Origin of the sequence: Klebsiella sp. OBRC7, assembly GCF_000293135.1 — a bacterium.
Classification (GTDB): Bacteria; Pseudomonadota; Gammaproteobacteria; order Enterobacterales; family Enterobacteriaceae; genus Klebsiella; species Klebsiella michiganensis.
In genome coordinates this window covers 26465-38278 of record NZ_ALNJ01000020.1, presented here as the reverse complement: position 1 = coordinate 38278, position 11814 = coordinate 26465, and the positions used below count along the sequence as shown (strand labels likewise).

Sequence of the window (11814 nt, the reverse complement as noted above, 5' to 3'; positions counted from 1 at the left end):
GATTAATGTAATATTTGCGTCAGGAAGCGTTGGGCGCGCTCGCTGACGTGGCCGGCGAAGAAATCACCGGTGCTGGCGCGATCGATAATTTCGCCGTCTTCCATAAAAAGAATGTTGTTGGCGGCCCGCCGGGCGAAGCCCATCTCGTGGGTCACCACCATACTGGTCATCCCTTCCGCGCTGAGCTCTGCCATCACTTCCAGCACTTCGCGGATCATCTCCGGGTCGAGAGCCGAGGTGGGTTCGTCGTAGAGCATCAGCTCGGGCTTCATCGCCAGGGCACGGGCAATCGCCACGCGCTGCTGCTGGCCGCCGGAGAGCTCGTCCGGAAAGTGGTCCGCGCGTTCGTTGATGCGCACCTTGGCCAGCAGGTTGTCCGCCAGCGTGCGGGCATCAATGCGGTTCATCCCCAGCACCGTCATTGGGGCCAGCATGATGTTTTCCGCCGCCGTCAGGTGCGAGAACAGTTCGTAGTTCTGGAACACCATGCCAATACGCTGGCGCAGTTTGTGCACCGGCACTTCGCCCCGGCTGATGTGCTGGCTGGCGAAAAAGACGTCGCCGCTGTCGGCAGGTGAGAGCATGTTGACGCAGCGTAGCAGGGTGGATTTCCCCGAGCCCGATGGCCCAATCAGCACCACGGTTTCCCCGCGCTGCACCTCAAGTGAGCAGTTCTTGAGCACGGTCTGGCGACCAAAAGTCTTATCAATGCCGATCATCTCCAGCAGCGGTTTCTCGCTCATGGTTCCTCCCGGGCGATTTTCGGTAATTTAAACAGGCGGGTCAGCCGCTTCTGGCTCTTGCTGCGCCGCTGTTTGGGATCCAGTACGCTTTCAAGCCACGACTGGAAGATCATGAACAGGCTGGTGAGCAGCAGGTAATAGAGACCGGCGGCGCACAGCGCTTCGAAGTAGCGGAAGCTGGCGCTGGCGGTCTGGTTGGCGACCAGCAGCAGCTCCTGAACGGCGATAACCGACACCAGCGCGCTCGATTTCAGCATGCTGATCATCTGGTTACCCATCGGCGGCAGAACGATGCGTGCGGCCTGAGGCAGCACAATTTTTCGCATGATCTGCCCGTGGGTCATCCCGAGCGCCATGCCGGCGGTGCGCTGGCCGCTTTTTACGGCCTGCAGGCCAGAGCGCAGAATTTCCGCCATGTAGGCGCCTTCATTAAGCGAAAGCGCCAGCACTGCACAGGTAAACGCGGAGAAGCGTAAGCCGAAGCCTGGCAGCACGTTGTAGACAAAGATTATCTGGAACAGCACTGGCGTCCCGCGAAACAGCCACAGGTAGAAAAAGGCCAGCCCTTTCCCGGCGCGAAACGGCGCTTCCTGCAACAGCGCCAACACCAGGCCCAGCACCACGCCACACAACAGTGAGCAGAGGGTAATCAGTAGCGTCATCCACGCACCCTGAACAAACTCGGGTGAGAGGAAGTACTGCCACATTAGTTCGATCGACATAGCTTTCTCCGGTTAATGGCAAAACGGCTTAGAAAAGGGCAACGGAGTCAGGGAAGTTCCATTTCTCAATCAATTGCTTATAGGTGCCATTTTTGACGAGACCCTGGAGACCTTTCTCCAGCAGGGCCCGGGTTTCGGTGTCGCCTTTACGCACGGCAAACGCGATATGGGTATCCGCTTCGAATTCGTCGCCAACCGCGGCAAACATGCCCGCTTTTTCGGTTAACAGGGCGACGGTCCCCGGCGTGGAGAGGAACTCGGCATCGGCGCGGCCCTGGGCGACGGCGACGGCGGAGTCGGTGGCGGCGGGGAAGGTCATGACGTTAATGGCCGGTTTTTTGGCGTCCAGGCAGCGCTGGTTGTCTGCCCGGGCCTGGCTCTCTTCAATCCCGCCGAGCGTCACGGCGATGTTTTTGCCGCAGAGGCTGAGGTCGCGTCCGGTGATTTTTGCCGGGTTACCTTTGCTCACCACCACGCGGCTGCCGATTTTCAGATATGGCACGAAGTCTACCTGCGCGGCACGGGTAGGATTGACGTACATGGCGGAGTTGATGATATCGAGACGTTTCCCCTGCAGCGCTGGGATAAGCCCTTTGAATTCCATCGGCATCGGCGCAGGCGTCAGCTGGATCTCTTTGCTTAGCGCGTTAATCAGGTCGATATCGAAGCCGGTGAGCTTGCCCTCTTTCACGAACTCAAAAGGCATAAACGTCGCCGCCGTGCCGTAGGTCAGCTTGCCCGGGGCGATGGTTTCCACCGCAGCATGGCTTACCAGCGGAAGTGCGGTCAGCGCGAACATCAAGGTACGCACGCGGCGAAACAGTAAAGAATTGCTGGACATAGTCGTCTCCTGGTTAAGATTTAAATTGAATTTATTGAGTCAATAAATACAATCAAACGTGTGAAAAAATGTCTCATCCTGGTGCGTATTGCACGCTAATCGTGCAGTCCTTGCTTTGTTTTGCTGCGTTTTGTTGCCCGTGATATTGTATATATCGATCACAACAATGCATTTCAGGGAACCGTTCTCCATGCAGCCTGACTCCACTGCGAGCAGTCGCCGGATCGCCCGGCAAATACTCGACCTGATATCCGAAGCAAAATTCGATCCAGGTCATCATTTACGGGAGCAACATCTTGCCGATGCGCTTGGCGTGTCGCGTACGCCGGTGCGCGCCGGGCTAAAAGAGTTGACCCGAATGGGGGCGGTTGAAGCGCGTCCGAATCAGGGCTTTTTCCTGCTTAAACGCAGCAATGAGCTGGAGCTGCTGGAGATTGAGCAGTCCAAGAGCAATGACCAGAAACTGTACGAGCAGCTGGTACACGATCGTATTGCGGGTGCGCTGCCGGAATCGTTTACCCAGACCGAAATCAGCCAGCGCTATGATGTCGATCGCGGCGTGCTGACCCGTACGCTGGTGAAGCTATCGGAGGACGGCCTGATTGCCCGTAACGCGGGGCACGGCTGGCGCTTCCTGCAAACCCTCAACTCCGATGTCGCCCTGCGCAACAGCTACGGTTTTCGCCTGATGATTGAACCGACGGCGCTGCTGACGCCCGGCCTGCATGTGGACAGGCAGATGCTTAAACGCCTGCGCGCCCGGCATCTGCGGCTCATCACCCACCCGGATATTACGCAGGTGCCGGCAAAAGAGATTTTCGAAACCGACGCTGAGTTTCACGAGTTGCTGGCAGAAGCCAGCGGCAACCTGTTCGTGTTACAGGCCATTCAGCAACAAAACCGGCTGCGCCGTCTGCTGGAGTTTGGCAGCTATCACAATAAGCGCCGCGTAAAAGCGTGGTGTGAAGAGCATGTTGCCATCATCGATGCTCTGCGAGAGAACAAGCAGGAACAGGCGGCAGAGTTGATGAGAACGCATCTGCAATACGCCTTTGACCAGGTCAATGTTAAAAACGCCCGCGCATAACTGGCATCGCTCTTGCACATATTGCTTCTGAAAATACAATCAGGAGCACTTATGGATTTTCAGATACAACAACGTGTGGCGCTGGTCTGCGGTGCCGGAAGTGGTCTGGGACAGGCTATTGCCCTGTCGCTGGCGCAGGAAGGGGTGAAGGTGGCGGTCACCGGCCGCAGCGCGGACAAACTGGCGCAAACGGTGGAACGTATCACCTTATTGGGCGGTACTGCCCGCGCCTGGCGGTTGGATCTCGCCGCCCCGGAGCAGTTTGATCGGGTGATTGCCGATATCCGCGAGCGGTGGGGCGATATCGATATTCTGGTTAACAACTCCGGTGGTCCGCCGCCCGCACCGGCGCAGGGGACGGATGGCGCAGTCTGGCAACAGCAGTTTTCAGTCATGGTCGCCTCGTTGATTCAGCTCACCGATAAACTCCTGCCCGCCATGCGCAGCCGCGGCTGGGGACGCATTATTACCACCACTTCATCCGGCGTGATAACCCCCATTCCCGGCCTCGCCTTGTCGAACGCGCTGCGCATGAGCCTGCTCGGCTGGTCGAAAACCCTCGCCAGCGAAGTGGCTGGCGACGGCGTGACGGTGAATGTGATGGTGCCAGGGCGCATCGCGACCGACCGCGTTAGTCAGCTGGATGCTCTCAAGGCGCAACGGGAAAACAGCAGTGCGGAAGCGGTCGCCGAAAAGAGTCGTCAGAGCATTCCGGCCGGGCGCTATGGCGAACCGCAGGAGTACGGCGCCGTCGCTGCGTTTCTGGCAGGCCAGCCTGCCAGCTACATTACCGGCGCGGTGATTCGGGTTGATGGGGGATTGATCGGCGCGATTTAGCCAGCGAGAGTACGCCATGCCAGCCGGTTCGCATCGGGCTGGCATGGCGGCTTATCACCCGCGCATTTTTCATTCGCCGTCGACGGCCTGAAAAAACGCAATAAGCGCATGCGGCGCGTTTTCACCCAGAATGTAATCGATCGCAACGTGCGTTTCCGCCGCCTCAGCTTTGCTGCGCAAGAACATCTCCTTCTCATGCATACCCAGTGCGGCATCGAGGTTGTCTACGTTTGCCGCAATGAATTTTCCCAGCTGAACGGCATCAAGCATACCCAGATTGGCACCTGAACCATTTGGGGCCATAAGGTGTGCCGCATCGCCAATTAACGTCACGCCGGGGACACGAGGCCAGCGATGCTCATCAGGCAGGGAATAAATGGGGCGAGGGATTAAAGGCATGTCTCCCGCCGTGATGAGTGCGGTAAGGTCAGCTTCCCAGCCGGGAAATTCTTGCAGAATCCGACACCTGGCGATTCCAACATCGGTAAAATCGATGTCCTCAACCCAACGTTGCGGTCGCTTAAGCTGGGCATAAGTATGAATGATGCTACCGGCCTCACGGTGCGCAATCAGGCAGGTACCGGGCGCCATACAATACATACTGCCTGGCCCCACTGCGCTTGCCGCTTCAGGATACCGAGTGTCAACGTCATGCAGGAAGGTCTCTATTAACGTTATACCGGTATACGCTGGCCGGGCATCCGATACCAGGCGGCGTACTTTTGACCATGCGCCATCGGCTCCGACGAGTAGCTGGCTTATGGCTGTCGAACCATCAGCAAAAGTTAAAGCGTGGCGCCCGTCACCATATGGCCTAATCTCGGTAAGTTTCTTCCCCCACTGGAGGGTGCCCGCTGGAAGGGAGTCGATCAGGATCTGTCGCAGATCGCCGCGAAGTACTTCAGGCCGCATGCCATTATCTGGCCGATCGAATAAAACGACGCCTTGCGGTGAGAGTATGCGCGTTGCGCCGCCCCCCCGATGAATGATTGCGCGAAACTCATCGCTAAGGCCGGCTTCCTGAAGCGCGTACTGGCCGCTGCTTTCATGTATATCGAGTTGACCACCCTGGCGCCGCGCTTCTAGTGAGGGTTCGGCTTCATAAATTATTGCGGGTATGCCATAAACATGCAGTATGCGGGCGAGCATCAGCCCGCTAAGGCCGCCCCCCGCAATCGTCACCGTGAGATTCATTAACGCTTCCTGTTTAAGAGAATGATATTTTATTGTAGCCCTACCGGTACAGCGTTCCGCGATATTAAAAAAGTATGGCTTTATGGAATAAACAATATTGGAGGGGCTCACTCTGATTCAGAATGAGCCTCATCTTTTTCCTCAATATTTAAACCCAAAGTCATGGCGTTATTGTTGCAGTATGAGTTTCCAGACCGAATTAATTATTTTCCCGCCACGACGTCCATGTCTGCAAATTTAACCCGCGACATCGGGATCGCGTCTGACAGCGATTCATTTTCTGTTTAACGGGTTTATTCATCCGGCGTTGTTAAAGTGGAATGGTTCACCATAAATAATGCGCAAAGCGCGAGCAGTACGGCCCCGCCGGTAAGTAGCCACCCGGCGTGGTGAAACGCGGCTAAGCTCCCCCGGGTATGCGCAAATCTGACGTAGCAGGCGGTCACCAGCGCCGCCCCCGCCATCGCCCCAACGCGCTGGAGGATATTCAGAACAGGTGCGGCATCAGCGACGTGACGGCTGCCAGCCATAGCCAGGCCCGCAGCCATCGCGGGCACAGTTGCCAGGGCTAAACCGAACCCTCTGACCGCTATTGCGCCCCCCACCAGCGTATAGCGACTTCCCGCATCAATCATTGCCAGTGGCAATGTGGCAAATGCCGCGAGCAAACCGCCAATGATAAGCACCGTTCGTGGCCCCAGCTTATCGGAGAAGTAGCCGGCCACCGGAAATCCTATCGCCGAGCCGATTAACTGAGGCGTGAGAAGCAGGCCCACTTCAGCAAGCGTTACATGGCAAACGTCGCGGAAATATAAAGGAAGCAGGAACTGACCGCCAAAATTCACCGCGCCGCCGATAGCCATCAATACGGCAGATAAAGTGAAACCCCGATGCTTGAAAAGCTCGAGATGCAGTAAGGGGGACTCAATGCGCAAAGAGCGATAAATAAACAAGCAGGTGAATAAGGCGCCCACGCTGAGCATGATGACGTTCCAGCCATATTTACCACTATTCAGGCTGAGCTCTTTCATGCCTTCCATCAGCATCGGCAGGCTGCAAAAGACCAGCGCTAGTCCCAGCCAGTCCAGAGAGAGGGGCCTGTCCGTTTTTATTGTCGGACGGGGAAGCAGATTCCATCCGGCAAGACAGGCGCACAGACAGAACGGCACCGTGATCCAAAATAATCCTCGCCATCCGCAGATTTCAAGCAGGACCGCGCCCAGCGATGTTCCCAGCAAGGGAGCAATGACAATCGCCACGCCAATCGTGCCAATCACCCGCCCCAGACGTTCGCGTCCGACGACCAGACCAAGGATCGTTTGCCCTGCCGGTACGAGTAATCCCCCTGCCAGGCCTTGTAAAACTCTTGCGGCAAGCAGCACCTCAAAACGCGGGGAAAGGGCGCAAACTGCCGAAAAAATCGCAAATAAAATAAGGCCATATAGCCAAAGCTGCGTAGCGCCAAACCGCCTGGCCGCCCATGCGCTCAGCGGAACGCCTGCCGCAAGGGCCATAAGATACGCCGTTGCTATCCATTGTATTGCCGTGTCCGTCACGCCAAGGCCGGCGGCCATCGCGGGCAGCGCCGCGCTCAGCATCGTTGATGAGAGCATCGTTGCAAACGCCCCCAGGGTGATGATGGCCGCCTGCATCCACAGCATCGGAGGTATGGCGTTTATCGGTCGCGGATGGGCCGTTTCCTTGACCCGCTTGTCTTGATTGATATTCATAAAAAGCCCCCTAAGGACGATGAGCGAAGAAATCTATCATTGATCAATAAATCTATCAATGATAGATTTATTTGCATTAAAGATTCCGTCAGGCGCTGAGTTCAGACAAAATGGCGCTTCACAGACCACTGGCCGGTTTGATGCAACAATAAAGGGGGAATATCATGGCGAAAATCCAGCGAGATCAGGTGATTGAGGCAGCATTAGCATTATTAGATGAGGTCGGCCTGGAAGCGATTACGACCCGTAAGCTGGCACAAAAACTGGGGGTGGAATCAGCGACGTTGTACTGGCATTTCAAGAACAAGGCCAGTTTACTTGAAGAAATGGCTTCCGCGGTTTTAGCCAAACACCATTCCCTGCCTGTCCCCGAAGACATTGCTGAATGGACAAACTGGCTGGCGGAAAACGCCCGTAGCTTCCGGCGCGCTTTGCTCGCCCATCGGGATGGCGCCCTGTTACATGCCGGGACATCACCGGCCCGGGTGGGAGGGGATACGTTTCGTCCCAAGGTGGCGTATCTTGCCCGCGTCGGTTTCACTGAGGCCGACGCCGCAATGATATTACTCACTCTGAGTGAATACACCCTGGGATGCGTATTAGAAGAGCAGTCCCGCTCGGGCGGTGATGGTAAGCAAATTTTATCAAAGCCATCGCCAGGAAGTGCCTCTATCGAATCGCTGGTTTATCCCCATCCGGATACTGCGTTCGAATTCGGTCTGTCGTTGATAATGAAAGGGTTATTAGTGCCCTGAGCTTAACGCTGTGCCGGTGACAACATGATATGCATACCTTAAAAACTATCTTGATAAAACCGGCAGAATTCAGAAGGGGAGGCGACATGTTTATTTCCGAAACAGTGATAGCCGTCATCATTGACTGGATCGACAATAACTTACATAAACCACTGCGTATAGAACAGATAGCCCGTTATTCAGGGTATTCCAAATGGTACCTGCAGCGTTTATTCTTGCAATATAGAGGCGAGAGCCTCGGGCGCTATATCCGTAATAAAAAACTGGACTCAGCGGCCCGCGATTTACGCGAGACCGATGAGAATATTTACAGTATTGGTTTGCGCTACGGCTATGACTCGCAGCAAACATTCACCCGATTATTTACGCGTCATTTTCATTTGCCGCCCGGTGAATATCGCAAGAAAAACAAAACAGCCTGTTACGTACCGGGTAAGGCTGAATCTTAATCTCCTTTCCGATAGTCCTGGCAAAGCTGCCGCAGAAAAATCGATGCGAAGAGATTTATCAAAAATAGAAAAACAGACAGCACCGAAAAGACAAAACCTCCTGTTCTTTGAGTAAACATGAGGAACGGCGCGGAAAACGCCGCGCCTGGTGAGCTATCAGGAGGTAGCTGGTCAGCAGAGTGATTAATGATAGGCGGGAAGCCAGCTGCCGTGTGCTTCAATAAGTTCGTCGCACAGTTTGCGGATGTCATCGATCGACAGCTCTGCGGAAGTATGCGGGTCGAGCAGGGCGGCATGGTAGATGGCTTCGCGTTTGCGCGTCACCGCCGCTTCGATGGTCAATAGCTGAGTATTGATGTTGGTCCGGTTCAGCGCTGCCAGCTGCTCCGGCAAATTGCCGACGTAGCATGGCGTGACGCCCTGGCCATCGACCAGGCAAGGGACTTCAACGCAGGCCTCGGAAGGTAAGTTGGTAATCAAGCCGGTGTTGAGCACGTTACCGCCAATTTTGTAAGGCCGATCGGTTTCCATCGCTTCAATGATGTAAGACGCGTATTCATGGGTACGGCTGTGGGTCAGGCTGGTGTCATGGGTCAGCGCCAGTTTCTGCTGCTGCCATTGGTCTATTTGTTCAATACACCGGCGCGGATATTCATCCAGCGGGATATTGAAGCGTTCAATCAGCTCCGGGTAGCTGCGTTTGATCCAGTAAGGCATATATTCGGCGTTGTGCTCTGACGATTCGGTGACGTAATAGCCGAAAGTTTTCATGATTTCATGGCGCACCATATCATCATGTTTGCCCTGCAGGGCGCTGGCCCGGCGCTTGATTTCCGGGTACAAATCCTCGCCGTGACGGCGAATGTCCAGCAGCCAGGCCATGTGATTAATACCCGCGATATGAAATTGCACGTCGTCGGTTGGCATATCCACGCTTTTCAACAGCGTTTCAGCACATACCTGAACGCTGTGGCAAAGTCCTACCGTTTTCACTTCCGTATGGCGCAGCATGGCGCCGGTTATCGTGGCCATCGGGTTGGTGTAGTTCAGCAGCCAGGCGTTCGGGCACACGGCTTCAATATCCCGTGCGAAATCAAACAGCACGGGTAGGGTGCGCAGCGCGCGGAAGATACCGCCAATGCCCAGGGTATCGGCAATAGTCTGCTGAAGACCATATTTTTTCGCGATCGTGAAATCGGTGATGGTGCACGGATCGTAGCCGCCAACCTGAATAGCATTCACCACGTAATTGGCGTTTTTCAACGCCGCGCGGCGATTCTCAACGCCAAGGTAGGCGGCGATCTTCGCTCTGCCCGCGTTGGTATTGCGGTTGATATTATTCAACATGGCGAGGGATTCATTGAGACGGGCGCTGTCGATGTCATACAGCGCAATCTCCACCTCTTTCAACGCCGGCGTCGTCATAATGTCGCCGAGTACGTTCCTGGCGAAAATGGTGCTGCCTGCGCCCATAAATGTCACTTTAATCATGGTATTTCTCCGTTCCTGCTGTTTTGACCAGGCAGAATGTACGCTGCGGCATGAACAGGAAATATGGCTAAATGTGATATTGGTATGGCGAAAAATGATGTCGCTATGAAAGTGTGAGCCAACTCCGAATCTGGCTGAAACGCGGTGACTTTACTGCAGGCATCTCTGATAACGTGGGTGAAAAAGAGAGAGCGCGACTGATGCACAAGACTTTTACCCTTAATCATACCGACAATATCGAATTGAATTTGTACCAGTACGGCGAGGAGAATTGTCATAAGGGACACCGCTTTGGCCCCGCAGTCCGCCAGCATTACCTATTTCATTATGTGATAAGTGGAACCGGCACATTTTACAGTGAGTTTGGCGCTTTTCCTGTCGGCGCCGGGGAGGGGTTTCTGATCCATTCCCATGAGGTGACAACCTACTGCGCTGATAATAGGGATCCGTGGCATTATATGTGGCTTGAGGTCGATGGGCTGATTGCCGCCAGAATTTTCGAGGAGTGTCATCTTAGCCGGCAATCTCCGGTTTATCGACCCAATCTGAATAAAGACGACGCCAGCGCCTCTGGCTACCTGCGGCAAATTGTCGAACATGGCGATGAGCATCCGCTGAAGGTGCAGGGATTGTGCTATCTCTTCTTTTCTTCGCTAATCAGCAATACGCCCGGCGAAAAGGCTTCCCTCCCTGGTGACAAAACCCGGCATCTGCAAAGGGCGATCAAAAAAATTGAAAATCGCTACCACGAACCTCTGACCGTTGAGAGCCTGGCCGCATACTGCAATATCAACCGCAGCTACCTTTGCCGGTTGTTCAAAAGCGCCTACGGTATAGGTCCCAAGGAGTATTTGCTCAATTTTCGTATGAGCATCGCCGTCAGCCTTCTCAAAAACAGCAATACGGCGATTAAAGTCGTGGGTATTTCCGTAGGCTATGAAAATCAGCTGCATTTTTCTAAGGCTTTTAAGAAAATGCACGGCGTATCTCCGGCTAAATGGCGGCAAAAATACCTTTCTGAACAGCAGGCGCCGACATGACGTCTGCCTCATATTCAACTCTGCGTTAAGGTTGAGTTAAGCAGTCATCCAGGGAGCCGATGCTTTTGTTGGCAAAGGATCTTGTCTGGTACAATTTTGCTCGGGGAGCATCCGAATCTGGTCCAACAGCGCATATCGCCTGGCGCGGACGCTCCGGGCAGGTGCCGTCACCTGTGAGGATGATATTGCGCGATCCTGAAACAAGTCGAAATCGTGACTTAATTCTAAAATGGTCACTAGTTGTCAATCAAGGCGCATCACGCTAAGCTGAAAAAATGACTAAGAATATGAACGTCCCATCATCACGCGGCCCGCTCGATCACAGCGTCCGGGAGCAAATCGTCGACGCTGCCTTTGAGCATTTCGGGCATTACGGCTATGAAAAAACCACCGTGGCGGAGCTGGCTAAATCTATCGGTTTTTCAAAATCTTATATTTATAAGTTTTTCGAATCCAAACAGGCTATCGGCGAAGTGATCTGCGCTAACCGCCTGGAAATGATCATGGCCGCAGTACTCTCAGCGGTGGCTGACGCGCCGTCAGCCAGCGAAAAATTACGCCGCCTCTTCCGGGCGCTCACCGAAGCGGGGAGCGAACTCTTTTTTCACGATCGTAAACTCTACGATATTGCCGCGGTCGCCTCGCGGGAGAAGTGGCCTTCAACAGAAAGGTATGCGGAACGGCTGTTAAAGCTGATTGAGAGCATTCTTGTCGAAGGTAGGCAGGCCGGGGAGTTCGAAAGGAAAACCCCTCTCGATGAAGCCACATGGGCGATATACATGGTGATGTGCCCCTTCATCAATCCTGTTCAACTGCAGTTTAATCTCGAAACGGCCCCAACGGCGGCGGTTCTTCTCTCGTCGCTGATTTTAAGAAGCCTGGCCCCCTGATTTGTGACCATTGACTTTATTGGTCACTAGTCTGA

General features: G+C 54.6%; 12 protein-coding genes. 6 read left to right on the top strand and 6 right to left on the bottom strand.

Translation table 11 applies throughout. The annotated features are described in order from the left end of the window. Positions 1–2: 2 nt before the first annotated feature. From HMPREF1144_RS04350 to HMPREF1144_RS04340, 3 genes are read right to left on the bottom strand one after another with little or no spacing between them, the layout of a single operon-like run. Positions 3–743 carry an amino acid ABC transporter ATP-binding protein gene (locus tag HMPREF1144_RS04350; RefSeq protein WP_004849580.1) on the bottom strand — a complete coding sequence of 247 codons (741 nt, stop codon included), beginning with the start codon at positions 741–743 and terminating at the stop codon, positions 3–5. Then, positions 740–1465 (bottom strand): amino acid ABC transporter permease, encoded by a 726-nt coding sequence (locus HMPREF1144_RS04345; protein WP_004849582.1) that lies wholly within the window; start codon positions 1463–1465, stop codon positions 740–742. The genes HMPREF1144_RS04350 and HMPREF1144_RS04345 overlap by 4 nt, the downstream gene beginning before the upstream one ends. A gap of 28 nt (positions 1466–1493) precedes the next feature. Then, positions 1494–2306, bottom strand: a complete 813-nt coding sequence (locus HMPREF1144_RS04340) for an ABC transporter substrate-binding protein (RefSeq protein WP_009651954.1) — start codon at positions 2304–2306, stop codon at positions 1494–1496. Between the two features lie 190 nt (positions 2307–2496). Here HMPREF1144_RS04340 and HMPREF1144_RS04335 point away from each other — a divergent pair, with 190 nt between their 5' ends. Continuing rightward, positions 2497–3393 carry a GntR family transcriptional regulator gene (locus HMPREF1144_RS04335; protein WP_004849586.1) on the top strand — a complete coding sequence of 299 codons (897 nt, stop codon included), beginning with the start codon at positions 2497–2499 and terminating at the stop codon, positions 3391–3393. A 51-nt stretch (positions 3394–3444) separates the two neighbouring features. Continuing rightward, complete coding sequence (locus tag HMPREF1144_RS04330; RefSeq protein ID WP_004849587.1) at positions 3445–4230, top strand: SDR family oxidoreductase; 786 nt, start codon at positions 3445–3447, stop codon at positions 4228–4230. A 69-nt stretch (positions 4231–4299) separates the two neighbouring features. On the opposite strand, the gene HMPREF1144_RS04325 is transcribed toward HMPREF1144_RS04330, so the two are convergent. Both HMPREF1144_RS04325 and HMPREF1144_RS04320 read right to left on the bottom strand, forming a co-directional pair. Further along, positions 4300–5424: an FAD-dependent oxidoreductase gene (locus HMPREF1144_RS04325; RefSeq protein WP_009651918.1), complete on the bottom strand. Its 1125-nt coding sequence runs from the start codon at positions 5422–5424 to the stop codon at positions 4300–4302. Between the two features lie 293 nt (positions 5425–5717). Then, the gene (locus tag HMPREF1144_RS04320; RefSeq protein ID WP_032743281.1) at positions 5718–7154 is read right to left on the bottom strand and encodes a DHA2 family efflux MFS transporter permease subunit; all 1437 of its coding nucleotides are present in this window, start codon (positions 7152–7154) and stop codon (positions 5718–5720) included. 164 nt (positions 7155–7318) lie between these two features. On the opposite strand from HMPREF1144_RS04320, the gene HMPREF1144_RS04315 reads away from it, so the two are divergent. Together HMPREF1144_RS04315 and HMPREF1144_RS04310 are read left to right on the top strand one after the other, a co-directional pair. Next, positions 7319–7909: a TetR/AcrR family transcriptional regulator C-terminal domain-containing protein gene (locus HMPREF1144_RS04315; protein ID WP_004849593.1), complete on the top strand. Its 591-nt coding sequence runs from the start codon at positions 7319–7321 to the stop codon at positions 7907–7909. A gap of 86 nt (positions 7910–7995) precedes the next feature. Next, entirely contained in the window at positions 7996–8358 is a 363-nt protein-coding gene (locus tag HMPREF1144_RS04310) for a RamA family antibiotic efflux transcriptional regulator (RefSeq protein ID WP_004849595.1), read from the top strand. A gap of 183 nt (positions 8359–8541) precedes the next feature. Here the strand turns inward: HMPREF1144_RS04310 and HMPREF1144_RS04305 are convergent, their stop codons facing one another. After that, a complete protein-coding gene (locus HMPREF1144_RS04305) occupies positions 8542–9849 on the bottom strand; it encodes an alpha-glucosidase/alpha-galactosidase (RefSeq protein ID WP_004849597.1) in 1308 nt (435 codons plus the stop codon). Between the two features lie 200 nt (positions 9850–10049). Here HMPREF1144_RS04305 and HMPREF1144_RS04300 point away from each other — a divergent pair, with 200 nt between their 5' ends. Further along, complete coding sequence (locus HMPREF1144_RS04300; protein WP_042927013.1) at positions 10050–10889, top strand: AraC family transcriptional regulator; 840 nt, start codon at positions 10050–10052, stop codon at positions 10887–10889. A gap of 275 nt (positions 10890–11164) precedes the next feature. Further along, positions 11165–11779 carry a TetR/AcrR family transcriptional regulator gene (locus tag HMPREF1144_RS04295; protein WP_004849600.1) on the top strand — a complete coding sequence of 205 codons (615 nt, stop codon included), beginning with the start codon at positions 11165–11167 and terminating at the stop codon, positions 11777–11779. The last annotated feature ends 35 nt before the right edge of the window (positions 11780–11814 follow it).

Coding starts and splice junctions, on each gene's coding strand:
- HMPREF1144_RS04335 (WP_004849586.1), top strand. CDS start 2,497: ATGCAGCCTGACTCCACTGCGAGCAGTCGCCGGATCGCCCGGCAAATA.
- HMPREF1144_RS04325 (WP_009651918.1), bottom strand. CDS start 5,424: ATGAATCTCACGGTGACGATTGCGGGGGGCGGCCTTAGCGGGCTGATG.
- HMPREF1144_RS04310 (WP_004849595.1), top strand. CDS start 7,996: ATGTTTATTTCCGAAACAGTGATAGCCGTCATCATTGACTGGATCGAC.
- HMPREF1144_RS04295 (WP_004849600.1), top strand. CDS start 11,165: ATGACTAAGAATATGAACGTCCCATCATCACGCGGCCCGCTCGATCAC.
- HMPREF1144_RS04330 (WP_004849587.1), top strand. CDS start 3,445: ATGGATTTTCAGATACAACAACGTGTGGCGCTGGTCTGCGGTGCCGGA.
- HMPREF1144_RS04345 (WP_004849582.1), bottom strand. CDS start 1,465: ATGTCGATCGAACTAATGTGGCAGTACTTCCTCTCACCCGAGTTTGTT.
- HMPREF1144_RS04300 (WP_042927013.1), top strand. CDS start 10,050: ATGCACAAGACTTTTACCCTTAATCATACCGACAATATCGAATTGAAT.
- HMPREF1144_RS04305 (WP_004849597.1), bottom strand. CDS start 9,849: ATGATTAAAGTGACATTTATGGGCGCAGGCAGCACCATTTTCGCCAGG.
- HMPREF1144_RS04350 (WP_004849580.1), bottom strand. CDS start 743: ATGAGCGAGAAACCGCTGCTGGAGATGATCGGCATTGATAAGACTTTT.
- HMPREF1144_RS04315 (WP_004849593.1), top strand. CDS start 7,319: ATGGCGAAAATCCAGCGAGATCAGGTGATTGAGGCAGCATTAGCATTA.
- HMPREF1144_RS04340 (WP_009651954.1), bottom strand. CDS start 2,306: ATGTCCAGCAATTCTTTACTGTTTCGCCGCGTGCGTACCTTGATGTTC.
- HMPREF1144_RS04320 (WP_032743281.1), bottom strand. CDS start 7,154: ATGAATATCAATCAAGACAAGCGGGTCAAGGAAACGGCCCATCCGCGA.